The organism is Agromyces subbeticus DSM 16689 (genome assembly GCF_000421565.1).
Lineage (GTDB): Bacteria > Actinomycetota > Actinomycetes > Actinomycetales > Microbacteriaceae > Agromyces > Agromyces subbeticus.
Genome location: NZ_ATXG01000027.1, coordinates 1 through 22,466, shown reverse-complemented (window position 1 = coordinate 22,466; position 22,466 = coordinate 1). Strand labels below are relative to the sequence as shown.

Below are 22,466 nucleotides of genomic sequence, written 5' to 3'. Positions count from 1 at the left end.
CCCGGCCGGCCACGGGTGCGTCCGGACGCGCTGCGTGCCGACAAGGCGTACTCGTCACGGGCGATCCGCACCCACTTGCGGGAGCATGGCATCGTCGCGGTGATCCCCGAGCCTGCCGACCAGCAAGGCCACCGGAAACGCCGCGGCTCACGCGGCGGACGCCCGCCGGCCTTCGACGCCGACGAATACCGCGGCCGCAACGTCATCGAACGCCGCTTCTGCCACCTCAAGCAATGGCGCGGGCTGGCCACCCGGTACGACAAGCTCGCCATCACCTACCGCGCCGCCGCCGTCCTCCACGCGGTCATCGCCTGGGCGAAGCACTTGTCAGACACGCCCTAGGCGTCGCAGGCGATGCCGTCGCCGTCGCGGTCGAGATCGTAGATGTCGGCTCCAACAATCCGAACCGGTCCATCGACGTATCCCGGTCCGTCCCCGCTTCCTCCGAGACAGTCGACATCAGATGAGACTGGAACGCACGCGCCCTCGTAATTCGAGTCGCATCCGTTGTCGGCCGGCCCTGGAGGCGGTGGTGGTGGAGGTTGACGTGATCCGACGGCGATGACCTCGTTCACCGGATGCACTGTCACGACTTCTTCAATGACTTCGCGCGAGATCTCGACTCCGTCGACCGTGACCACACGGATGCGGGTGACCTTTTGACCGTTCGCCCCGGGCGTCGCGACCGCCGTTAGCCCCGCGTCGAGATTCGCGTCGTCGACGGTCGATGATGTGTAGGCGATCGTCGCCGACTCCTCGATAACGGACTCTTTCCGCACCGGCGTCGGGGTCGGTGTGGGCGTGGGAACTGTCGCGCGCGGCGACGACGAACTCATGCCGGCGAACGAGGCCACATTGTCTAACGGTTGCTGCGTCGCCGTGAGGGCAGCGCCACCGATGGTTGAAGCGAAGATGCCTGCGACGAGAACGGCCACGGCAACCGGGCGCGTGCGGATACGCAGCCGACCAAACGAGCCCTTCAGCACGGCATATAGTCCGACGGCGCCAGCGACGACTCCTGAGGCGAGAAGTAGCGCAGCCGGCCCCCAGAAGACCAAGATCACCACCACGATGGTAGAGAACGTGATAATCGCGGCCTTGAAGTTCACCCCAGATTGTGTCGCCACGGTGGCGACTTGTCCCGCAGGCGAAGCTCCGCGGTTGATCACCGCGCCAGTGTTTGCGTCGACGTAGAAAGTCGCCCACTTCGTCCCATCCCACCAACGCAGTTCACCTGACCCATCGTCGAACCAGCCTGGGTCAGCTGCGGGCATGGGGTACTCCTTCGATGCAGTCTCCCGCGACGCTAGTCGGCCGGGAACCGTAGCGCGCGTCCCAGTACTGGGGGTCTCGTTGCCAGCCAAAAACAGACAGCACCATCCGCTTTGTCGAGAGTTCGTGAAGCTTGTGGACAGAGAGGCGACCAGCAGATTCCGCGCCAGTACGCGCTGACTTCGCGCGACCGCCAGGGTGACATGGCACGTGACAGTAATGATTGTCATCTAGCGCGGACACGATTCATCCTGTAAATCTCGAGGAAGTGGCGCGCACGTGGAAGCACGCCATTCACATCCACAAGCGTTGCGGGGACGAATATTTGACCATGATGAGCTCATCCGCCGGCAGCAAGGTGCCGGGTTCTTCCGTCAGCCAGCCAGCCCGTTGGCGGCGATCGCAAATACCGGAATGGACAATGGCCGACCGGCTTCGGAAGGCGAGGGAGCATGCGCGGTTGGAACAGCGCCAACTTGCCGAACTAGCTGGTATCGCTCGGGCAACAGTGAGCAACGCTGAGAGAGGGGCTCACATCCCGCACCGCGCCACCGTCCGAGCATGGGCCGATGCTTGTGGCGTTCTCGTGTCATGGCTTGAGACTGGTCGTCGTTCGTGACAGCTGTGACGGCCACCTCGGAAAGCGCGCTAATCACCTCCCAGAGTTCGCCGAGTTTCAATGCGGCGAGTGCCCCGCCCGGCGCGGGCCACGCAGGGTGAATCCAACGCATAGCTGCGTCCGTTGGCTAGCTTGGGCACAACGGCTGAAGAAAGGCCTCACGCAAAATGTCAATCGCGGAGTCAATTAGCGACATCCTTCAGCTTCAAACGCACTTCACCCCCGGACCGTCCCCGGCGATGGCGCGACGCCGAGAATTAATCGAGACGATCGCGGCCTCGTTTGAGCGTGCCCTGCGCAATGAGGGCGACTTCATCACGCAGGTAAAGGGAAGCAACGGGATCGGCAACAATGCACGTGTGCCTTGGGTGCGCGCGTTCGATCCAGCGCAATCGCCCAGTCCGAGGACCGGCTGGTACGTCGTCTTGCTCTTCTCGGGGGACGGTTCCGCGGCATTCCTGAGCCTTAACCAGGGGGTGACGCAACTGAGCGTGGATGAAATAGCTCGCAACGTCCAGCGCGGGACCAACCTGTTGGGCTCGCGCTTTGCGGATGCAAGATCCACCAACTCTCGATTGCGCGAGTCGATCTCATTGGCTGACCCGGGTCTCGGCCGCAGGTATGAGCGGGGTAATATCGGCGCGCTCGAGTACCGCCTTGGCGAGGATCTAGATGATCGCGATATCGAGAGCGACCTTCGATGGCTGCTCGAATTGCTCCGTATCCTGCCGGCCGCGAGCCTGCCGATCGAGGAACGCTCCGGCTCGATCGAGCCAACCGCTGTCGCGCCGGCACCGGAATCGCCCGAGGAAGCGCTTCGACGTACGAGCAAGGCCATCCATTGGCCGGAGGATGACATCCTTGCCGTCGTAGAAAGTCTCATGGATGAGAGCCCTCAAATCGTCCTAACGGGGCCGCCCGGCACTGGGAAGACCTACGTTGCACAGCACCTCGCTGCTTATCTCCTCGGAACTGTTGATCCGGTAGAGAACCATCCATTCATTGAGATCGTTCAGTTTCACCCGACCTACGGCTACGAGGAGTTTGTCGATGGTCTACGCCCCCGAGTTGGGGAAGACGGAAATCTTCGGTTCGAACCTGTTGCGGGAACGATTCTTCGGTTAGCGGATGCAATTGCCGAGGATGGAGTTCCTCGTGTTCTGATCATCGACGAAATGAATCGAGCAAATCTACCGCGGGTGTTTGGCGAGCTCTATTACCTCCTCGAGTACCGCGATCAGAGCATTCGGCTGATGCATCGCGAGAAGTTCTCGTTGCCACGCGAGCTGACCATCATTGGCACCATGAATACGGCGGATCGTTCGATCAGCGCAGTAGATTTTGCGCTACGACGTCGGTTTGACTTTTTTGATGTAATGCCGAGCGTGGAGGTGCTTCGCGCGCACTACTCTTCTGCGACCGCTACCAACGAAGTGGGCGAGGAACTCTATACCGGGTTCGAACGCCTGAATGCTGCCATTGAGGCGCGGATGGGTGATGCCCATCATGGCGTAGGTCACAGCTACTTCATGAAGCCGCAAATCGATGCACGGGCCCTGCAGGGGATCTGGGATAGGCAGATTCGACCGCTGCTTGGCGACTACTTCTACTCCAATCGTGAAGTTCTAGACGACTTCAGGATCCACACGTTCTGGCGCATCGAGTGAGAGCGGAGGAGTTTGTTGAAGGCGAAGCTCGCGTCATCGAGCTTACGACTCGGCAGTTCGAGGACCTCGGGCGATTGAGCATCCAGCTCGGGAACAACCGCGCTTGGTGGGGCGATGATCGAACTGATCCAGATCGAGATCCGCCGCGGATAGCGGAGCTCGATCGTCTGGCCGATGGGCTCGCCCGGGTGCGCATCCGAAACGTCGTGGGCGTGCTTGCAGTACCCGGCCTAGAGCTCATCGTCGCGCCGAAAATACCATCGGACCATTTCCTCTACTTGCTGGAATATGCGCTTCTCGGTGCTGTGAGGCATCAGCGTGGCCCGGCCGCGTTAAGCGCAGGGTCGGGCCTGAAGAGACTCGTCGTTCGCTGGTATATCGACGCGTTGGAAAGGCTCGTGGCACAGGGGCTCGCCAAGGGTTACACCGCGCAGCGGGCTGAACTGGACCACATCCGCGGGAGCATCGACAGCACGACCATGTTGCGATCGTGGTACGCCGGGCGTGTCCGAATCTCGTGCGAATTTGAAGAGTTCTCCGAAGACACCCCGGCGAACCGGTATCTCTCGTACGCATGTCAACTTCTCCTGGCCGGAGGCTCGGTCAGCGATGACGATTTTGTACGGTTGCGCGCGATGTCTGTTCGCTTGCCACGAGCCATCCGGGGCCGAGATCCAGAGCGACCCGTGCTGAACCCTCGGGAGCACCAGTACCGCGAGGCAGTTTCGCTGGCTCAGGACATCATCACTGCAACTGGGCGCGACCTTCTCGGTGGGGACCGCGCAGCTTCGACGTTCGCGATCTACACACCACGGGTGATTGAGGACGGCATTCGAAATGCACTCACGTTCACGTTGGAGCCCATCCAGGTGAGAAAGACGGGCGGACGACGACTGGTGCCGTCGTTCGTGATGGTCCGGCCCGACCTCGAACTTGGGCCACCGCCGTTTACCGGCGATATTAAGTACAAGCTTGGTGGAACGTCGTGGAACAGAGGCGACCTGGCACAAGCCGTCCTGTTCGCTACCGCGTATCGAAGTCCCCGAGCAGTCGTAATCGACTTCGTCGATGTTGATTCGCCAAGGGACGTTCGCCTCGACGTAGGCGAGGTCGCCATTTATCGTGCGGCTTGGCGCTGCGGCGCTGGCTGGGCGCCTGAAGACTCTCTCCGAGATTTGACAGGGGCTCTCCTAGCCTCGATTTTCGAGCCTGCGGCATGAGCGTTGCGCGAGTACGAAGTCCGGCCAGTTTCCTCGCCATTGTCTCGGCTGCCGAGCTCGTAACTGCTCATCGCTGGCCACCTCACGAAGCCCAAGCATCTTGCGATTCTTTTCGAATGATGAACGGGTGACGCCCGTCCAGGTAGATGATGCGCTGCACCGGACCTTGATGGATCACCCCGATAACAAGAATGGCGGCGCCGTTGAGGTCTTCAATATCGTCGATGTTGAAGTCAGCGAGTAACCTCTCTCGTTTGGCGGCTGGGACGAGGAGATTCGGATTGCCTCGTCCTCGGGTGTTGAGCCAGATGTTGTTCTTGTCGTCTTCCTTGACCTGGTAGATCGCTCCCCAGTAGCCGCGTTCAGCTCCCGCCGGCACGCCTTCTGCTTCGTCCAATCGAACGAAGTAGTCGCGAACAACCCACTCCGCACCGGTCGGGAGGACCAGTATGGCCCTGGAGCGCCGGAATTCAGCAGTGCGCACGAGCCGCATCAAGGCGTTGCGCAATCCAATCTGCGATGTAGACGAAGTGTTGGCCGCGCCGCGGACATGCGCCGTAGCGCTTCCTCGACCGCTCGTGGCGGCAGGGAGTGGTCTGACATTCTTCCGCTCGGGCACGGTGGCTGTCAGCAGGAGAGCGAGACGATCCCCGCGATTAAGAAATGCGTCACCGTCTTCGAGGAACCCGTCCTCGTGCGGCGAAAGCGCAGAAGCAACTTCGCAGCCTTCGTTGTGGGGGCGGGCGCCGAAACAGGCCGACTGACCGCTCCTAGATGCGCGACGAAAGTAAGATTCTGCGCCGCATTCCCGACAGACAAGGCTCCTTCGATACGTCGACAGAGTTGCCAAGTCGAGGTCGGAGAACTCCGCGGCAGTATAAGTATGGTCATTGGCCCGACACAATGCGATGTCCACTTGGGTCCTTTCGTCGCCCGAAGCGCGGGCCCCTACGACCATCATCCTCAAACTACTATCGCGGCAACACGAGGATCGGAGAGTTCAATGGGTGCAGGTGATATCGAGCTCATGATGACTCGACTCGCCTTCCTGATGGACCTCCGCTTGCGTCAGACTGGGATGAACTGCCGGAGGTACGCCCGCAGGGACGGGTCACACACGTAGACGAAAGTGCCACGTGCGCCTCGCGTGAGCAGCACGCCGTAGATGTTGCTCACAAGTCGAAGCAGATCGTCGTCGTCGTACTTGATGCCGAGCTGCGGATTGTTTTCCTTTCCCTTCGTGTCGTAGTAACTCGCGCGATCGAAGATGAGTTTTCGCTGCTGCGGGTCGTAACGGAGGTCGGGGCCGATGATCACGCCCGCGTAGTTGAGGTCATAGCCCTGCACTGTGTGGATGGAGCCGACCTCGTCGACTGCTCCTTTTGAGTTGATCCAGTCAACCGCCGTGCGGTTCCACTGCAGCCGGCACCCGTCCAACTCAATGTCGTACGCGCTTGGATCTTTCTTGCTACGCCACGGCCAGGCGAATCCGGCGACAAGGCGTGCGAGACCTCCCGCCACGTTCTTCTCCCGGAGGTGGCTGCACATGTCATGCAGATCTTCGAAAAGCCGAAACTCATACCCGGGAAATTCTTGAAATGAGACGTTGCCCGCCGGTTCGGGCGAAAGGATGCGGCGTACGTAGTCGACGTAATCGGCGCCGCCTTGGACGCGCATCTGCGACCACAACGGATAGACCCGACCTTTCGCTCGGGTCGACTTGACCAGACCGTTCAGCGTCTCGGTCGGGAGATCCGCAGGGCGCACGCGCTGGGCAGCGTCGAGGAGGAAGAGTTGGTGCCGACTCTTTGCGACTATCCAGTCGAGCTGAGTCCGCGACGAGTCGTCGGTCCCGAACAACCTCTGATTGATCTCCGAGAACTTTGCGTTGAGTACACCAGATGCCTGATTCGCGCGCTGGTTCAGACGATGCGTCTCGTCGACGATGAGCAGGTCAAACTGCTCCTCGCTGTCTCCGACTTGAAATGGCGAAAGCACCATGTTCCCGTTGAGTCCTGGCGTGCGATTGAAGACCTGCCTGATGGACGTGCGCAGAGATTGCTGCGGAATGACGAGTGCGATTCGAAGATCCACGATGAGTTCGCGGTACCCGTCGGCGAAGAACTCGGCAAACATCGAGTCCCCGCTGAGATCCTCAGTTTCGGAGGCGGTTGCGATGTCTCGGAGAAGCTTCGTCAGGTAAATCCCTACGATCGTCTTGCCTGTGCCCGGATCGCCCTGAATGACGATTGTGCTCGGCTCATCCGCTTCGAGATCCTCGAAGAGTCCTTCGAGGATGTCCTCCATCGCGATCGCCTGATCGGGAGTCAGAGCTTTGAACGGCGAGAGCTTGAACAGGTCGCTGTTCATGATCTCGGCGACAGGCCGTTCAAACACCTTCGCGGTACGGAGTTCTTCGAAGATCTCGTCAAACTTCTTACGATATCGAGCGCGGTCGAAGTAATCCGAATCCGTAATGCCATCGTTTCGGTTGAGCACGCGATACTTGCCATCACCGGCGAGCAATCGAATCAACTGTGACTCAAGGTCGAGACAGACAGACTTGTTGAACGTCTCATCAAGGATGACCCGAACGTCGTCGAGATGCTGCTTCGCCGGTGCAGCAAGGTGCTGCCGCATCCGCGTGGCAAGGTTGACGGACTCTCCGACGTACACATCGCGGGAGCCATTCAATGTGTAGACAACGGGCCAGTTCGAGTAGCGCGCGTCCAGGAGTGCGAGCGTCTTCACTGATTCTGGGACGAACGGGACGCGCTTGACCCTAGAGCTCGTCATACTTCACGGCCCGCCCTCGCGCCTTCTCGACGGGGTACTTTTCCTCCGTTTTCGACAACTTGGCAAGGACGATCTCGGCTGGGTCAACACCTAGCCGGTCGGCAAGTAGTAGGCAATAGGTCAAGACATCCGCGAGTTCGGCCCGTACACGGTCGGGGGGAGACTCCCCTCCCCATTGAAAACACTCGAGCAGCTCTCCTGCTTCGATCGCGATGCTCTTCGCAAGGTTTTCAGGAGAATGAAACTGCTCCCACTCGCGCTCAGCGACGAAGGCTCGGAGCGCAGAGATTACGGACTCGTCAGTCACGTTCACACCGTAACAGTGGAGGTGCGATCACCAGAGCGTTGAACGTGAGGGAGTCATGCGTGGGTCCCAGATGACGCGGCCGGCCCGGAGAGGCCTGGGACCGGATGCGGCCACCGTGCTGGAAATACTCGCGTTCCCCCAGTTCGGGGGCAGAGGGGCGTAAATCGCGTCTGGCTGGGTGCCTCCGCACCTACGGTGAACTGAATCCGATCCCGAGGAGCCCCCGTTGAACCGCCCCTTCATCGCGCTGCTCGCGGCGCCAGCAATCGTTGCCGCACTGCTCGTTCCGACCGCTGCCGTGGCCTCCGAGCCAGAAGCGACGACGCCGAGTGCGCTCCTGGCAGAGCTCACCGTGGCAACTGACTCGACGATGCCCTACAACCGGGACCTCTTCGCCGAGGGCATCGACGTCGACGGCGACGGCTGCAACACGCGACGGGAGGTGCTCCAGACGGAATCGCTCGTGCCGGTCACCATCGTCTCGGGATGCACCATCACCGCGGGCGAATGGTTCTCTTGGTACGAAGGCGTCACGCAGACCGACCCCGCCACTCTCGAAATGGACCACCTCGTCGCGCTGAAGGAGGCATGGATCTCCGGTGCGCACGCGTGGACGAACGAGCAGCGGTCCGACTACGCCAACGATCTCGACATCGATGCCACCTTGACGGTCGTAACGGGTCAGCAGAACACCGCGAAGAGCGCGTACGACCCCACGAACTGGCTACCGTCGCATCAGCCCGCGCTCTGCAAGTACGTCTCCGATTGGGTGACCGTCAAGTATCGGTGGAACCTCGCGATCGACGCGACCGAGAAGGTGTCGCTCCAATCAGTGATCGACGCCAACTGCTCGACAACAGAGATCCCCGTTCCACCCGTCCGCACCGACACCGCTCCATCAACTGAGCCAGTTCCCGGCGGCGGCGCGAACGCACTGCCCCCGGGAACCCACCGGCTGGCCGGCGCTGACCGGTATGCCACGGCCGTTCAGATCTCGGCGCGTTTCAACTCCGGCGTCAGCGCTCTGTACATCGCCACGGGTGCCAATTACCCTGACGCGCTCGCTGCCGCGGCCGCGGCCGGCGCCCGGGGGGTGCCGCTGCTGCTCGTGCAACCGACGGCAGTTCCGAGCGTGGTGTGGGACGAGATCGTTCGGCTCGCCCCGTCGAGCATCGTCATCGTGGGCGGCGCCGCGGTCGTATCCAGCGCGGTCGAGGCTCAGCTTGCTTCGATCGCACCGGTACAGCGACTGGCCGGGACTGATCGCTACGAGACGAGTCGGCTGATCGCCACGAACGCTGGGCTGACGGCGTCGACCGCATTCGTCGCCGACGGCGGTAACTTCCCTGACGCACTGTCGGCCGCGTCGGCGGTCGGCCACATCGGTGGTGGAGTGGTGCTTCTCCCCGGAGCCGAGTCGTCTGTGTCAGCTGCAACCCGCGACACGCTGGTCGAGATCGGAGCATCGACGGTGCGCATTGCCGGAGGACCCGGCGTCGTCAGTTCTGGCATCGAGTCGTCACTGTCATCGACGTTCTCGGCCGTCGTTCGCCACGGTGGCCCTGACCGGTACACAACCAGCGTTCTCGTGAACCAGGCGATGTTCGCGTCGACCTCGACCGTGTTCTTGGCGAACGGCACGACGTTCCCCGATGCCCTCGCAGGTGGGGCGCTGGCAGGCTCGTTGAGCGCACCCCTGTTCATCGTTCCCTCGAGTTGCGTGCCGAAGGTGGTGCGCGACCAGATCCTGGCCTACAACCCCTCGACGATCGTGCTCTTGGGTGGCTCGGGATCACTCTCGGCCGCAGTCGAAAACCTCACAGAATGTGCGCCCCCGCCCACACCGAACCCGAATCCCAACCCGAACCCCAACCCGAACCCGACACCTTCCAACCCGGGCAACACCGTGAACTGCAGCGATTTCGCAACTTGGGCACAAGCGCAGAACTGGTTCAACACCTACTACCCGCACTACGGCGACATCGCCTTGCTTGATGCTGACAACGACCGAATCGCTTGCGAATCCCTGCCCGGGGCGCCATAGACTCCGCAGCATGGACGAGTCGGCCGCCCTCGCGACGACCGCGGCGCGCGCCGTCGAGACGGCCGACCGCGATCGCGTGCTCTGGTCCGATGCCGACCGCGAATGGGCCAGCCGGGCAGCCGCGGCGATCGTTGGGGAGCGGGCGAGCGCCGACGAATTCCTGAGTCGCCGCGCGCAACTCGTGCTCGAGCGCATCGGCACCCGCCAGCCGGCGGTGACGCGCACAGTGCGCGGCATCCAGTGGCGGCCGTGGGTGGGCGTAGTGACGGTGGTCGCTGCGTTCCTGTTCGGGCTGCTGATCGACCGCATCGGCGGCGGGTCGAGCATCAACCTGCTCGCGCCGCCGGTGTTCGCGCTCGCCGCGTGGAACCTGCTCGTCTACGTCTGGCTGCTCGTACGGCCGCTGGTACTCGGTCGCGGGGCGGCCGGTCCGGTGCGGTCGCTGCTCATCCGGGTGGCGTCGGCGCGGACATCCGGCGACAGCAGCCGAGCGGATGCCCCGACCGCCGCCCGCCGCACCGTGCTCGCCGCGCTGCCCCGCGACTGGGCGCGCGTCGCCGCGCCGCTCTACACGGCGCGCGCCGCGCGCGTGCTGCACCTCGCGGCGGCGGCGACCGCGCTCGGCGTGATCGCCGGCCTCTACCTGCGCGGGCTCGCGTTCGAGTACCGCGCGTCATGGGAGAGCACATTCCTCGGCGCCGAGCAGGTGCGCGCGCTGCTCGCCGTCACGTTCGCGCCCGGGTCGTGGATCACCGGCATCGCGGTGCCCGACGTGGCGGCGATCGAGGGGATCCGCGCGCCCGCGAGCGAGAACGCCGCGATGTGGATGCACCTCATGGCCGCCACGGTCGCGCTCGTCGTCATCGTGCCGCGGCTCGTGCTCGCCCTCGTCGCGGGGCTCGTCGAGCGGCGCCGGGCGAAGCGCGTGGCGCTGCCGCTCGACGAGCCGTACTACCGCCGCCTCGTCGCGGCGTGGGTGGGCGAGCCGGCGCGGGTGCGCGTCATCCCGTACAGCTACACCCTCACGCCCGAGGCGCGGGCTGGGCTCGAGGCCGTGCTCGCGCGGGCGTACGGCAACGCGGCGCCGACGATCGATGCGCCTGTCGCGTGGGGCGACGACGTCGAGAAGAGCCAGGCGACGGATGCCGCGGGCAGGGGTTTCGCCGACGCCGGCGAGATTCGCCTGCCGCTGTTCAGCCTCACGGCCACGCCCGAGGAGGACGCGCATGGGGCGTTCCTCGCGGGGCTCGGGGGCGGTGATGGCGGGGCCGGTCGTTCAGCGGCATCCGGAACCAACGTCGTGCTCATCGACGAGTCGGGGTTCCTCGCGCGATGGGGCGATGACGCGAAGCGACGTGATGAACGGCGCGAGGCGTGGCGCGAGTTGCTCGAGGCGCACGGGAGCGTCGCGGTGTTCGTCGACCTCGGCGACCCCGATCTGGCGGCGGCCGAGGCGGAGCTTGCTGCCGCGGCATCCGCTCATGATGGTGGGGTCGCGGACGAGGGGAGGGGGCGGGCATGAGTGGTGATGCGGCATCCGACCGGGTTGATCGGGGTCTGGGTCTCGATACGACGGCTTCGCCGCCTACTCGACCGGCGGGGCTTGATGCCGGCGCCGTCTCGCTGTCGCTCATCTCGCACACGAACGCGGGCAAGACGACGCTCGCGCGCACGCTGCTCGGGCGCGATGTCGGCGAGGTGCGCGACGCCCCGCACGTCACCGCCGAGGCGACGCCGTTTCCGCTCGTGCAGACATCCGAGGGCGACCTGCTCACGCTGTGGGACACCCCCGGCTTCGGTGACAGCGTGCGGCTCGCGCGGCGGCTGCGGCAGAACCGCAACCCCATCGGCTGGTTCACGTCGCAGGTGTGGGACCGCTATCAAGACCGCGCGCTGTGGCTCAGCCAGCTCGCGGTGCGCAACGTCGCCGAGCAGGCCGACGTGGTGCTCTACCTCGTGAACGCGGCCGAGGCGCCCGCCGACGCCGGCTACCTCGCCCCAGAGCTCGAGGTGCTCGAGTACGTCGGCAAGCCCGTGCTCGTGCTGCTCAACCAGACCGGTCCGCCGCGCGAGCGGGCAGCAGAAGAAGCGGATGCCGCGCGCTGGCGTGCCGCGCTCGGCCCCTCGACGAACGTGCGCGACGTGCTCGCGTTCGACGCGTTCGCGCGCTGCTGGGTGCAGGAATTCACGCTGTTCGCAGCGATCGAACCGCTGGTTCCGGATGCCTCGGCGTCGGCCTTCGCCCGGTTGTCGGCCGCGTGGCGCGACCTGCGCATGGGCGAGTTCGACGCGTCGACGGCGGCGCTCACGGGGCCGATCGCGCGGGCGGCCGCTGACCGCGTGACCCTGTCGGCTGCGTCGGGGTCGCAATCGTTTGCGAAGCGCGTCGGCGACTCGCTCGGCCTGCCGAATCCGGCCCAGGCGCAGGCCCGAACGGATGCCGCGGAGCGGATGGCGGCCCGCCTGCAGGCCGACCAGCGGCAGGGCATGGAGCGGCTCATCGCGATCCATCGGCTCGAGGGGCGCGCGGCCGACGAGGTGCTCGAACGCGTCGCCGGCGACATCCACGTCGACGAGCCGCTCGACGCGACCCGCACGGCGGCGTTGGGCGGAGTCGTTTCGGGCGCACTCACCGGTCTCGGTGCCGACCTCATGGCCGGCGGCATGACGTTTGGCGCCGGCATGGTCGCGGGGGCGATCCTCGGTGCGCTCGGCGGTGCCGGTGTTGCGCAAGGGATCAACGTCGTGCGCGGCCGCAGCGAGTCGAGCCTGGGCTGGGAGGAGGCGTTCCTCGACGGGCTCGTCACCTCGGCGCTGCTGCGGTACCTCGCCGTGGCGCACTACGGGCGGGGTCGCGGCGCGTGGCGCGAGGGCGAGTATCCGCCGCACTGGCGGCCGATGGTCGTCGAAGCGGTGGTCGCGGCGCGGGAACGCCTTGCTTCGATCTGGGGGCGGCGCGCCGACGGCGAAGTGGCGGTGCAACGGCCGCTCGAAGCGCTGTTGCGCGAGCTCGCCCTGCAGCTGCTCGACGAGCTCTATCCGGGCACGCTCGACGCCGATGGCGAAGGCGCCCCGCACGCACGGGAGGGCTGAGCGCGGCGCGCGAGCCACGCCAGCATCCGCTCGATGACCGATGCGCGCCCACTCGTCAACCCCGCGACCGCTGCCGCCGCGTCACGTAGCGTGCCCCATACGCGAGCGGAGGCATCCATGCGCATCGTCATCGTCGGAGCGACCGGCAACATCGGCACCGCGATCCTGCGGCGACTGCACCAGGGCGCCGGGCACCCGGGCGACCTGGGTGGCCCGGCCAGCCCGGCCGACTCTGGCGACGCGACCGGCTCGGGCCGCCACCTCGGTGGGCACGAGCTCGTCGGCGTCGCACGCCGCCGCCCCGACGCAACCGTCGCGCCGTATTCCGACGTCGAGTGGCACGAAGCGGATGTCTCTGCGCCAGACGCCGTCGAGCGTCTCACCCGCATCCTCGCCGGCGCTGACGCCGTCGTGCACCTCGCCTGGCTGCTGCAACCGAATCACCGCGAGCGCGTGATGTGGGCGACCAACGTCGTCGGACTGCGCAATCTGCTGGCTGCCGCGGCATCCGCCGGTGTCTTGCACGTGATCGTGTCGTCGTCGGTGGGGGCGTACAGTCGCGGGCCGAAGGGATCGCGCGTCGGCGAGGACTGGCCGACCGGCGGGGTGCACACCTCGCACTACAGCCGGCACAAGGCCGCGAACGAGCGGGCGCTCGACGAGTTCGAGGCGACGCATCCGCAGATCGTGGTGTCTCGTGTGCGGCCGGGGCTCGTCTTCCAACGCGACGCGGCGAGCGAGGTCGGGCGACTGTTCCTGGGCGCGCGGTTTCCGAAGCGATGGCTTGGTCGGCTTCGGCTGCCCGTGCTGCCCGTTCCAGTGCAGGTGGTCTCGCAGGCGGTGCACGCCGACGACCTCGCCGACGCGTTCGCGCGCATCATCGAACGGCGTGCCGGCGGGGCATTCAACGTCGCGGGCGAGCCGGTGCTCGATCCCGAGGCGCTCGCCGCGGTGCTGGGCGCGCGCACTGTGGTTCCCATGCGGCTCGCGGTGGTTCGGGCGATGATGTGGGTGACGTGGAAGCTCCGCCTGCAGGCATCCGACCCCGGCTGGATCGACATCGCCACCAACGTGCCCGTGATGTCGACCGAGCGAGCCCGTTCGGTGCTCGAGTGGGAGCCCCATCGCAGCTCGACTTCGGCGCTGCGAGAGCTGCTCGATGGTATGGGCGAGGGGGCCAGTCTCCCGGCATCGCCGCCGCTGTCGCGCTGATGGCGTGCTCACCTGCATGTGGTCGTAGGTGCGGTGGCCGAAGAGCCTGGCGCCGGTGTTGGCCATGCCCTTGGCCATCTCGGCGCCGAGCGCGCAGCCGTCTCAGTTGAGCGGCACGACCGCATCGATTTGCACCAGGGCATTGCCCTGCAGCACGTTGACGCCGATCATCGAGCGTGCGGGCGGAGCGACCGGGAAGAACTCACGGAACACCTGATCGATGATCGAGCCGAACTCGATCAGCACGGGCGTGTAGATCGTGAGCTTGATCGTGTTCGAGAAGTCGGCTCCCGCGGCGAGACAGATCGTGTTCAAGTTCGTCAAGCACTGTCGCATCTGAGCGCTCACCGCCTGATCGCCGCCGCCCATCAACGCGTTGAACGGGCGCGGCAGCATCTGCCGGGTCTCCGGGTCGATCGGGAGCTGACCCGAGACATGGAGCAGACCGTCGTACGAGATCGCTTGGCTGGATCCGCCGGGCGACCACGGCGCATCGGGAGTGAAGATCACGGTACGTTCCACAGGTCACTCCCGAGCTTGAGGTCAACGGCACTGGTCCCGACATCCTATGGCGGGAGCTCCCGTGGCTCGTGTTCGGTGGGCCGCGCGGTTTCACGCGGCCCCGGGTCGCTACGCCTCAGGCGGCGCCTCCTGCAGCGCGCGAACCTCGATGCGGCCCTGCAACGCCCGCGCTGCCTTGGTGGTCCATTCGACGGCCGCGGCATCGTCTGCCGCCTCGATCACCCAGAATCCGCCGACGTATGACGTCGCTTCGACGAACGGTTCGTCGAGCACCCGGGGCTCGCCCGACGAGGCGTCGACCGTCTTCGCCGTCGAGGGCGGGTTCAGGCCGCCAGCGAACACGAACGCGCCCGACTCCTTCAGCTCGGTGTTGAACGCTTCGACCGCGGCCAGGACGGCGGCAAGCTCTGCGGGGTCGAACTCTTGCATCGACTCCATCGTCGGCTCCTCGGCGGAGTCGTGGGGCACGGTGAGGAAGTACTGCGTCATGATCGATCCTTTCGTCGTCGGGTGCCGTTGGTGGCCCCTCTACTCATGCGTCGAACAAGCGCGGCTCAGATCGACACGGGATAGAAGTTCATTCTGCCGAGGTGAGTATCGGTCGGTCAGGTCGCCGGCGCGTAGCGCGCCAGCGTGATGCCGGTCGCGGTCGTCAGGCTGCTCACGAGCCGTAGTTGCAGGTGCACTCCGTCGAACATGCGGTGGCCGGTGCCGAGCACCACCGGGTGGATGATCAGCACGTACTCGTCGATCAGCCCCGCCGTCGCGAGCGACCGCACGAGCTCGCCGCTGCCGAGGATCGCGAGGTCACCGGCATCCGTCGCCTTCAACTCGGCGACCGTGTCAACGGCCTCGCCGACGAGCGAGGTGGAGTTCTGCCAGGTGAGCTCGAGCGATGGGTCGCGCGTCACGACGTATTTCTGTGCGTTGTTGAGGTGCTCGGTGAAGGGGTTGCCATCGGTCTGGTGCGGCCAGAAGGCCTGCATGTGGTCGTAGGTGCGGTGGCCGAAGAGCATCGCGCCGGTGTTCGCCATGCCCTTGGCCATCTCGGCGCCGAGCTCGGGGTCGGCACCCCCGCTGAGCGCCCACCCGCCGAGGGTGAAGCCGCCGCGGGTGTCTTCATCGCCCGACATCGGCGCCTGCATGACGCCGTCGAGCGAGAGGTTGTTCGTCACCGAGATGCTGCTCATGATGTTCCTTCCTTGACGGATGGACGGTTCCATCGTCTCTCAGTGAGTCGAAGCTGGCGAGGGGGAATCGACACAGGCGATGTCTGCGAACCGTGCCGCCGTCAGCTGGTCACCGAGTGGGCGGTCAGGAGTTCCGCGCGGCAGCGGACACGTCGACGCAGACGACTCCAGTGTTGCCGTCGTGATCGGCGATCACCGTGAGCGCTGGCGCATCGCTGTCGTCGACGACGATTCCGCCCGCGGCGAGGGCCATGGCGATGCGTTCCTCGGCCGCCTCGGGTGCCACGCAGACCTCGAGGTGGAACCGCTGGCGCGGCGTCTCGTGCTCCTCGGCATCCCCGAACCACAGGTTCGGCACCCGCCCCGTGGTATCCCGGATCTCGTCGCTGGGGGAGCCGCGGCCCTGGGACTCGGTGTTCCCGGTCAGGAGGGCGGCCCACACCGGGGCGATGGTCGCCGAGCGTGCGGTGTCGAGGCCGAGCTCGATCTCGCTGACCGAGGCCGGGTCGGCGGCGAGCCCGTGATCGGCGGCGATCGAGGTGATGCGTCGCGCGAGGTCGACGTCGTTCTGGGTCACCCATTCGACGACGTGTTCAGTGCCTTCGCCGTCGCGGTAGATGGCGTCGTCGCTGACCAGCTCGAGGTCGACGTACCCGGTGCCGATCGACACCCGCGGGTGGTGGCCGAGCGCGTCGCCCGCCTCGCCCACGGCGACGACGAACCGTGCGCCGGTGCCGAAGTCGTCGATCAGGTACCGGGCGTGCAGTCCCTGGGCGAGCTTCCGCCAGTCGGTCAGGTCGGCCGCGGCGATCTGTTCGCCCTTCAGCATGTCCATAGCCGCGGATTCTAGCCCTGCGGCGGCGCAGCGGCATCAGGGAATTTACTTCGAGTCGACGGCTCGCGCCGAATGGCGACACGCCGCGACATCCGCTCGGCCGCCGCGATATCGTCGTCAGGCCAGACTTCCGAAGGAGCCCGAAGCCATGCCCGAACTCATCCTCTCCGGCAACGACCAGCAGACCGTGCCGGTCGTCGTCGCGATCGCCCGTGGCCTCGGCTACGAGGCCACGCAGCCGTCGCAGGGCAACATCAAGCTCGAGCGGGGCAATCTGACGAAGACGCTGCTGCTGGGGGCGATGGCGGGCAAGAACTTCCACATCTCGTTCTCGTTCGACATCGGGGTCGACCAGCACGGCAACACGTGGCTGCGCTTCGATCAAGACGGCGCGCTCGGCGCGGTCAAGGGCGGCGCGATCGGCTACGCGAAGAGCAAGAGCGCCTACGGCGAGTTCATCGACACGGTGCGTCGCGAGACGGTTGAGCGCGGGTTGCTGCTCGGGGAGCGGTAACGCAGGCGTTCACAGTTGGATGCCGCGTGCACGCTGCAGCTCGGTACACGCTCGTTCAGGGCGGTGGCTCGCCGACCTCCGTCGCGCAACCCCGTGCGGCGAGACTCACCGCGATCTAGCCTGTAGGCACCGACCGAGACCGACCGAGGAGGACGAGCATGAGCGACACCACGGGCCGTGACGACTGGGTGTTTCCCGACGACCGAAAGCTGCCCGACGACCGGGACTTCGCCGACGACGCCAACGAGCAGAAGCGCTTGCGCGCCGAGCATGCCAGCGAGCTCGGCGTCGATCCGTTCTTCGAAGGGGCGAACATCACCGAGAGCGACGGCCCCGACCTCGAGACCGGCGACGATCTCGACACCGGCGGCGGTCACCGCACGCCGCGCGACGACTGAATCCGCGCGTCGCGGCGACCGCGCGTCAGTCGCGGCATCCGCTCGTCAGCGGTTGGAGCGGTCGGGCGCGGTGCTCCACAGCGCCCACGCGACGAGCACCGGCTGCAGGAAGAGCCGCACGAAGCGCGCCCGATCGGTGCGCATGAGCGGGGCCGGGCGACCGGTGCGCCACTGGTGCAGGTTGCCGGGGAACACGGCGACGAAGAACGCGGCGATCGCCGCGCCGACCCGGCGACGCTCACGGGGCAGACCGATGACGGCGACTCCGAGCATGATCTCGGCCGCACCCGACGCGACGACCACAGCGTCCTTGTCGATCGGCGCAGCCTCGACGACCCAGTCGGGCACGGCGATGCGGTAGCCCTTGCGAGCCCAGAACAGGTGGGAGAGACCCGAGAAGACGAGCAGCGCCGCAAGCAGCCAGCGAGCGGTCGAGCGGATGACGCTGAGTGGCCGTTTCGGGTCGGGGCGGTGTCGTCGGCGCATCGCTCCAGTGTTGCATCGGTTGCCCGATCGAGTCGGTGATCGGTCGGAGATCGGTCGGTGACCGTCGGCGATCGGTCGGTGACCGGCGGCGGTCAGTTCGGCGAGCATGGCAGATCCGTGGTGGCGTCGCGTCATCCGTTGAGCACGCGAGCACGTCGAGGCCCGTCCTCCGACCGTGGGAAGCAGGGCGAAGTCGGGCCGACGGGAGTAGCCTCCGCGTATGGGACGAACGACCGTCTCGGCGCTGCGGCAGGTCATCGTCGACCTGGCAGAAGCCGGAGCAGGCAGCGAGTCGCTCGCAGCATCCGCGGGCGGCAGTCTCGGCACGGCGCTGTTGCCGCTCGTCGCGCTCGCCGGATCGCTGACCGCCGCGGTCTGCGTCGCAACCCTGGTGATCGCGTGGCTGCGCAAACCCGAGGCCGGCGGCACGCTCGCGCTCGTCGATCCCGAGTCGGCGGGGCTGCTCGCGGTCGGGTTCGTGTCGGGCGCTGCGGCGGCACGCTGGCTGCCGGCGACGGTCATGCTGCTCGCCGTCAACGGCGTGATCGCCATCCACGATCGGCGCGATGCCCGCGATGCCCGCGACGTTCGCGAGGTTCCTGGCACCGGTGGTGCCGGCGGTGGTGTCGGCGGTGGCGCGGGCGCCGGGCTGAGCGCCAGTGCGCGGGGCATCCGGCTCGCCTTCGATGGCGAGTACCCGCTCGCCGCCCGCGCGGACGTCGATTCAGCGGGCGCCGACGGCACGGTGCTCGCCGTGCTCTCGCCCGGGCTCGCAGGTGGGTCGCGCACGGTCGTGCCCGGCGCGTGCGTCGACGCAGATCGGGTGGTGATGAACAACGGCCTGCTGCTCGAAGTCACGCGCGACGGCTTTCGCGACGCGGCCGAGTGGTATCGCGAGCCGCGGCCGGCGGGCCGGCTGAGGGCGGCCACCATCGGCGGCCTGGTCGGAATCACCCTGGGATTCATGACGCTGGGCGCTCCGGATAGCCCCGGGAACTCCATCGCCTGGAGCGCGATCGTCATCGGCGCGCTGGCTCTCGGCTTGCGCGTGCTCCTGCCGCGATGGATCCCGCTGAACTCGGCCGGACTGCAGCTTCGCGAGCGGGCGATCCGGTGGCGCGAGATCGTTGCGAGCACGGATGCCCCGAGCCTCGCGATGGCCGAGCAGTTGCTGCCGTGGGCGGTGCTGTTCGACGAGGCATCCGTGGTTCGACGCCTCGCTGCCGTCGCCGAGCAGGCTGGCACCGCACCCGCCTGGTATCGATCGTCTGCCCCGTTCTCGGCCGAGCGACTGGCATCGTGCATCGCCGTCATCGCCGCCGAGCTGTCGCAGCCGATCCGCGTCGCCGGCGGGATGCTGCAGCGCGGTGAGGACTCCCGGTTCGGTGTGCCGATGATCGGCGACCACAAGGGGTGGGGTGGCGGATACCTTGCTGGTGGCGGCAACGGCACGTTCGGCGACGGTGACGGCGGCGGTTTCGGTGACGGCGGCGGTGGCGGTGGTTTCGGCGGCAGTGGGGGCTTCGACGGGGGTGGTGGTGGCGGCGATGGCGGTGGCAGCTGAGCACGACCGCTGACCGGGTGCGGCTGCTACTGCTGCTGCTGCTGCTGCTGCTGCGGCGATCGGGCGGGTCGTGCCGGCCGGGTCGTGCCGGCCGGGTCGTGCTGGCCGGGTCGTGCTGGCCGCGTCAGCCGTCGAGCACGTCGAGGTCGACCTCGATCTCGTCGCCCTCGCCGATGTCCTCGGCCTTCAGCACCGCGCGCTTGAGCGGCAGCAGGTAGATGTCGTCGCTCGGAAAGATCGAGGTCGTCCACGTGGTCGCGCCCACCGTGGCGACGACCTTCACCGAGTTGAAGCCGCGCGGCATGCGGGGCTGGTCGGCGATGTCGGCGGCCGGTTCAGGCGGCACGTCGACGAAGAACCAGTTTCGTCGCGCCGTCCATTCGTAGATCTCGGCGGTGAAGCGGTAACGCATGTCGCGATCGTATCGGGCGGGTGCTGCGACTCGTCCTCCACAGGCCCTGTTCCGACGGAGTTATTCACAGGTTGACCGGCGCTTTTTGCCGAAGTTCGGATGTCGGTGGGTGGCGGCAGGATGGGGTCATGACCGAATTCGCCGCGACGCTCTACGAGGTGCGAACCTCGCTCCTCGACGTCGTGCGCGTCGGCGAGATGGGCGGCTGGTCTGATGACGAACTGCTCGCTGCGACTGCCGCATTCGAGGCGGTGGGCCGGGTGGTCGATGCACACCGCGCGGCGTGTGCCGGCGAAGTCGCCGAGCGCTCTCGGGCCGAGTTGGGCGGTGAGCGGTTGTCGGCACGGCGCGGATGCCGGTCTGCGTCGGAGCTGCTCGAGCGGGTGACGCAGGCGTCGGGCGCTGAAGCGCGCCGACGCATCGTGCTCGGCACGGCCACTCGGCCGCGTGCGGGTCTGACCGGTGAGCCGCTGCCAGCGAGGTTCGCCTCGGTTGCGGCGGCGCTGGCCGGCGGCGAGCTCGGGGCGGATGCCGCGGGCACGATCATCCGCGCACTCGACGCCCCCAGCCGAGTCGCCGACCCGATCGCCCTGGCCACCGCCGAACGTGAGCTCGTCGCCGCCGCACTCGGCGCCGGTGACGTCTACCCGGTGCGGGCGTCGGCTGATGAGGTGCGGGTGCAGGCGCAGGCGTGGGCGGTGTTCCTCGATCAAGACGGTCCCGAACCCGACGACGAGCGCGCGATGCGTCGCCGCGGGTTCCGCATCGGGCGCGCGCGTGACGGGTTGATCCCGGTCAGCGGCGAGTTGCTGCCCGAAGTCGCGGCCGGCCTGACCCGCCTGTTCGATGCGCATCTGGCGCCGCGATCGGGCGGCGGCTTCATGACCGCCGAAGAGCGCGCGAACATCGCTGCCAACGGTGAGGTTCGAACTGCTGAGCAGCAACGGCATGACGTGGTTGCCGCGATCGTCGCGACGGCTGCGCGTTCTGGTGAGCATCCGAGCATCGGCGGTGCACCGCCCACCGTGCTCGTCAGTGTGCGCGCCGCCGACCTGCAGTCGGGGCATGGTGTCGCGCACGCTGACGGCATCGACGTGCCGGTTTCCCTGCGCGCCGCCCGACAGATGATGTGCACCGGCGGCACTCAACCGGTCACCTTCGACGACCGCGGTCGCATCATGCAGCTCGGGTCACCCGAACGGTGTTTCACCCCGCATCAACGTCGCGCCATCACCCTGCGCGACGGCGGCTGCCTCATCCCGGGCTGCCGCGTGCCGGCGTCGTGGTGCGAGATCCACCATGTGATCCCTGATGTCGATGGCGGGCCGACGCATCCCGACAACGGGGTGTTGTTGTGCTGGTTCCACCACCGCACGATCGAGACCTCGGGGTGGGGCATCCGCATGATCCGAGGTGCACCCCAGATCCGCCCTCCCGCATGGCTCGACCCCGGCGGCACCTGGAGGCCGAGCACGAAATCACCCACCCGACTCGCCGACCAACTCGAACGAAACGAGGAGCGCGAACGAAAACCCGCGGCTGTCGCATGATCAGGGATGAGCGCCTTGCCGCGTCCGCAGAACGCGCGCTCGTCGCCTCATCGCCTCATCGGCTCATCGCCTCACGATCACGAACCCACCCGACGGGATGAGCACCGTGCCCCGACCGCTCAACGCGCGCTCGTCGACCAGCACTCCGCGGCCGTCGTAGATGCGCGCCGTTGACGTGAAGCCGTCGAATCCCAGCTCGGCGCGCTGCTGGGATGCCGACGTCGAGTGTGCGAGCTCCGTGGCGCTCTCGGATCCCTCGAGCACGAGCCGCGAGACCGTCGGCCTCACGAGCAGCGCGTCGAGCGTGACGGTTCCGGTCTTCACCGACACCGAGACCGACGTGCTCCCGGCATCGAGCGGTGCGCGCAGCGAGCGCGGCAGCAGCACGCCCGGCACGGGGCTGATGCCCTGCGGTTCGCCGCGACCGTCGAGTACGCCGAGCGGCGTGCGCCCGGTGGTCCAGATCGAGCGGGCGCGAGCGTTCTCATCGAGCCAGGCGACCGGCTCGATCGAGCGTGACGAAGCGCCAGCGCCAGCGCCAGTGCTAGTGCCAGAGCCAGAGCCAGAGCCAGAGCCAGAGCCAGAGCCAGAGTCAGAGCCAGTGCCAGTACCAACCCCGGCGCCGACGCCGGCATCGATCTCGAAGGTCGCCTGCTGCCCGCGTTCGAGCACGAGCACGTCGCCGCTGTAGAGCGACTCACCGGTCCAGGCCGATGGCGGGGTCTGCACCGAGCCGGTGGTCGACGTCGCCGATTCGGCCTCGAC

Annotated in this window: 22 protein-coding genes and 1 pseudogene; 12 read left to right on the top strand and 11 right to left on the bottom strand. The window is 66.6% G+C overall.

The window, feature by feature from the left end; all coding sequences use genetic code 11:
• A partial coding sequence (locus tag H521_RS0120205) for an IS5/IS1182 family transposase (RefSeq protein ID WP_026482488.1) occupies nucleotides 1-342 on the top strand: 342 nt, incomplete at its 5' end.
• Here H521_RS0120205 and H521_RS26545 read toward each other — a convergent pair.
• Complete coding sequence (locus H521_RS26545) at nucleotides 339-1,274, bottom strand: G5 domain-containing protein (protein ID WP_245561028.1); 936 nt, start codon at nucleotides 1,272-1,274, stop codon at nucleotides 339-341. The genes H521_RS0120205 and H521_RS26545 overlap by 4 nt on opposite strands.
• 329 nt (nucleotides 1,275-1,603) lie before the next feature.
• On the opposite strand from H521_RS26545, the gene H521_RS26710 reads away from it, so the two are divergent.
• The 3 genes from H521_RS26710 to H521_RS0120180 all read left to right on the top strand — a co-directional run bounded on the left by H521_RS26710 (nucleotide 1,604) and on the right by H521_RS0120180 (nucleotide 4,778).
• Nucleotides 1,604-1,891 (top strand): helix-turn-helix domain-containing protein, encoded by a 288-nt coding sequence (locus tag H521_RS26710; protein ID WP_425393602.1) that lies wholly within the window; start codon nucleotides 1,604-1,606, stop codon nucleotides 1,889-1,891.
• Between the two features lie 167 nt (nucleotides 1,892-2,058).
• Nucleotides 2,059-3,558, top strand: coding sequence for an MrcB family domain-containing protein (locus H521_RS25635; protein WP_084512759.1), 1,500 nt, complete (start codon nucleotides 2,059-2,061; stop codon nucleotides 3,556-3,558).
• A 74-nt stretch (nucleotides 3,559-3,632) separates the two neighbouring features.
• Entirely contained in the window at nucleotides 3,633-4,778 is a 1,146-nt protein-coding gene (locus tag H521_RS0120180) for a 5-methylcytosine restriction system specificity protein McrC (RefSeq protein WP_169514024.1), read from the top strand.
• A gap of 82 nt (nucleotides 4,779-4,860) precedes the next feature.
• Here the strand turns inward: H521_RS0120180 and H521_RS26020 are convergent, their stop codons facing one another.
• The 3 genes from H521_RS26020 to H521_RS0120165 form a co-directional block, all read right to left on the bottom strand.
• Entirely contained in the window at nucleotides 4,861-5,694 is an 834-nt protein-coding gene (locus tag H521_RS26020) for a hypothetical protein (protein ID WP_156891619.1), read from the bottom strand.
• A 152-nt stretch (nucleotides 5,695-5,846) separates the two neighbouring features.
• Nucleotides 5,847-7,529 carry a DNA/RNA helicase domain-containing protein gene (locus H521_RS0120170; RefSeq protein WP_342663067.1) on the bottom strand — a complete coding sequence of 561 codons (1,683 nt, stop codon included), beginning with the start codon at nucleotides 7,527-7,529 and terminating at the stop codon, nucleotides 5,847-5,849.
• A gap of 31 nt (nucleotides 7,530-7,560) precedes the next feature.
• Nucleotides 7,561-7,881 (bottom strand): nucleotide pyrophosphohydrolase, encoded by a 321-nt coding sequence (locus H521_RS0120165; protein ID WP_026482530.1) that lies wholly within the window; start codon nucleotides 7,879-7,881, stop codon nucleotides 7,561-7,563.
• Nucleotides 7,882-8,107: 226 nt separating this feature from the next.
• Between H521_RS0120165 and H521_RS25275 the strand changes: the two genes are divergently transcribed.
• From H521_RS25275 to H521_RS0120145, 4 genes are read left to right on the top strand one after another with little or no spacing between them, the layout of a single operon-like run.
• Complete coding sequence (locus tag H521_RS25275) at nucleotides 8,108-9,925, top strand: cell wall-binding repeat-containing protein (RefSeq protein ID WP_022894808.1); 1,818 nt, start codon at nucleotides 8,108-8,110, stop codon at nucleotides 9,923-9,925.
• 10 nt (nucleotides 9,926-9,935) lie between these two features.
• A complete protein-coding gene (locus tag H521_RS24635) occupies nucleotides 9,936-11,447 on the top strand; it encodes a DUF2868 domain-containing protein (RefSeq protein ID WP_022894807.1) in 1,512 nt (503 codons plus the stop codon).
• Nucleotides 11,444-13,018 carry a DUF3482 domain-containing protein gene (locus tag H521_RS0120150; protein WP_022894806.1) on the top strand — a complete coding sequence of 525 codons (1,575 nt, stop codon included), beginning with the start codon at nucleotides 11,444-11,446 and terminating at the stop codon, nucleotides 13,016-13,018. Before H521_RS24635 ends, H521_RS0120150 begins: the two co-directional genes overlap by 4 nt.
• Before the next feature lie 33 nt (nucleotides 13,019-13,051).
• Nucleotides 13,052-14,230, top strand: coding sequence for an NAD-dependent epimerase/dehydratase family protein (locus H521_RS0120145; protein WP_342663066.1), 1,179 nt, complete (start codon nucleotides 13,052-13,054; stop codon nucleotides 14,228-14,230).
• Between the two features lie 102 nt (nucleotides 14,231-14,332).
• On the opposite strand, the gene H521_RS24630 is transcribed toward H521_RS0120145, so the two are convergent.
• From H521_RS24630 to H521_RS0120125, 4 genes are all read right to left on the bottom strand, one after another.
• On the bottom strand, nucleotides 14,333-14,752 hold the full coding sequence (locus H521_RS24630) for a RidA family protein (RefSeq protein ID WP_084512751.1): 420 nt from the start codon (nucleotides 14,750-14,752) through the stop codon (nucleotides 14,333-14,335).
• Between the two features lie 108 nt (nucleotides 14,753-14,860).
• The gene (locus H521_RS0120135) at nucleotides 14,861-15,241 is read right to left on the bottom strand and encodes a YciI family protein (protein WP_022894803.1); all 381 of its coding nucleotides are present in this window, start codon (nucleotides 15,239-15,241) and stop codon (nucleotides 14,861-14,863) included.
• A 116-nt stretch (nucleotides 15,242-15,357) separates the two neighbouring features.
• Complete coding sequence (locus tag H521_RS0120130; protein WP_026482528.1) at nucleotides 15,358-15,942, bottom strand: dihydrofolate reductase family protein; 585 nt, start codon at nucleotides 15,940-15,942, stop codon at nucleotides 15,358-15,360.
• 124 nt (nucleotides 15,943-16,066) lie between these two features.
• A complete protein-coding gene (locus tag H521_RS0120125; RefSeq protein ID WP_022894802.1) occupies nucleotides 16,067-16,777 on the bottom strand; it encodes a VOC family protein in 711 nt (236 codons plus the stop codon).
• A gap of 148 nt (nucleotides 16,778-16,925) precedes the next feature.
• Between H521_RS0120125 and H521_RS0120120 the strand changes: the two genes are divergently transcribed.
• Nucleotides 16,926-17,291, top strand: coding sequence for a hypothetical protein (locus H521_RS0120120; RefSeq protein ID WP_022894801.1), 366 nt, complete (start codon nucleotides 16,926-16,928; stop codon nucleotides 17,289-17,291).
• Between the two features lie 158 nt (nucleotides 17,292-17,449).
• On the top strand, nucleotides 17,450-17,689 hold the full coding sequence (locus tag H521_RS0120115; protein ID WP_022894800.1) for a hypothetical protein: 240 nt from the start codon (nucleotides 17,450-17,452) through the stop codon (nucleotides 17,687-17,689).
• A 45-nt stretch (nucleotides 17,690-17,734) separates the two neighbouring features.
• Here H521_RS0120115 and H521_RS0120110 read toward each other — a convergent pair whose 3' ends face one another.
• Complete coding sequence (locus H521_RS0120110) at nucleotides 17,735-18,175, bottom strand: DoxX family protein (protein ID WP_245561027.1); 441 nt, start codon at nucleotides 18,173-18,175, stop codon at nucleotides 17,735-17,737.
• Between the two features lie 220 nt (nucleotides 18,176-18,395).
• Here H521_RS0120110 and H521_RS25270 point away from each other — a divergent pair, with 220 nt between their 5' ends.
• Entirely contained in the window at nucleotides 18,396-19,739 is a 1,344-nt protein-coding gene (locus H521_RS25270; RefSeq protein WP_022894798.1) for a hypothetical protein, read from the top strand.
• Nucleotides 19,740-19,863: 124 nt separating this feature from the next.
• On the opposite strand, the gene H521_RS0120100 is transcribed toward H521_RS25270, so the two are convergent.
• Nucleotides 19,864-20,151 carry a DUF1905 domain-containing protein gene (locus tag H521_RS0120100; RefSeq protein WP_022894797.1) on the bottom strand — a complete coding sequence of 96 codons (288 nt, stop codon included), beginning with the start codon at nucleotides 20,149-20,151 and terminating at the stop codon, nucleotides 19,864-19,866.
• 128 nt (nucleotides 20,152-20,279) lie between these two features.
• Here H521_RS0120100 and H521_RS0120095 point away from each other — a divergent pair, with 128 nt between their 5' ends.
• Nucleotides 20,280-21,701 (top strand): HNH endonuclease signature motif containing protein, encoded by a 1,422-nt coding sequence (locus H521_RS0120095; protein ID WP_022894796.1) that lies wholly within the window; start codon nucleotides 20,280-20,282, stop codon nucleotides 21,699-21,701.
• A 63-nt stretch (nucleotides 21,702-21,764) separates the two neighbouring features.
• Here H521_RS0120095 and H521_RS26185 read toward each other — a convergent pair.
• Nucleotides 21,765-22,466, bottom strand: a pseudogene (locus tag H521_RS26185) (hypothetical protein); the annotation flags it as partial.

Bases quoted from the DNA above. Each gene is read 5' to 3' on its own strand.
- H521_RS26545 (WP_245561028.1), bottom strand. From the start codon at position 1,274: ATGCCCGCAGCTGACCCAGGCTGGTTCGACGATGGGTCAGGTGAACTG.
- H521_RS26710 (WP_425393602.1), top strand. From the start codon at position 1,604: ATGATGAGCTCATCCGCCGGCAGCAAGGTGCCGGGTTCTTCCGTCAGC.
- H521_RS25635 (WP_084512759.1), top strand. From the start codon at position 2,059: ATGTCAATCGCGGAGTCAATTAGCGACATCCTTCAGCTTCAAACGCAC.
- H521_RS24635 (WP_022894807.1), top strand. From the start codon at position 9,936: ATGGACGAGTCGGCCGCCCTCGCGACGACCGCGGCGCGCGCCGTCGAG.
- H521_RS0120150 (WP_022894806.1), top strand. From the start codon at position 11,444: ATGAGTGGTGATGCGGCATCCGACCGGGTTGATCGGGGTCTGGGTCTC.
- H521_RS0120145 (WP_342663066.1), top strand. From the start codon at position 13,052: ATGACCGATGCGCGCCCACTCGTCAACCCCGCGACCGCTGCCGCCGCG.
- H521_RS0120135 (WP_022894803.1), bottom strand. From the start codon at position 15,241: ATGACGCAGTACTTCCTCACCGTGCCCCACGACTCCGCCGAGGAGCCG.
- H521_RS0120130 (WP_026482528.1), bottom strand. From the start codon at position 15,942: ATGAGCAGCATCTCGGTGACGAACAACCTCTCGCTCGACGGCGTCATG.
- H521_RS0120125 (WP_022894802.1), bottom strand. From the start codon at position 16,777: ATGGACATGCTGAAGGGCGAACAGATCGCCGCGGCCGACCTGACCGAC.
- H521_RS0120120 (WP_022894801.1), top strand. From the start codon at position 16,926: ATGCCCGAACTCATCCTCTCCGGCAACGACCAGCAGACCGTGCCGGTC.
- H521_RS0120115 (WP_022894800.1), top strand. From the start codon at position 17,450: ATGAGCGACACCACGGGCCGTGACGACTGGGTGTTTCCCGACGACCGA.
- H521_RS0120110 (WP_245561027.1), bottom strand. From the start codon at position 18,175: ATGCGCCGACGACACCGCCCCGACCCGAAACGGCCACTCAGCGTCATC.
- H521_RS25270 (WP_022894798.1), top strand. From the start codon at position 18,396: ATGGGACGAACGACCGTCTCGGCGCTGCGGCAGGTCATCGTCGACCTG.
- H521_RS0120100 (WP_022894797.1), bottom strand. From the start codon at position 20,151: ATGCGTTACCGCTTCACCGCCGAGATCTACGAATGGACGGCGCGACGA.
- H521_RS0120095 (WP_022894796.1), top strand. From the start codon at position 20,280: ATGACCGAATTCGCCGCGACGCTCTACGAGGTGCGAACCTCGCTCCTC.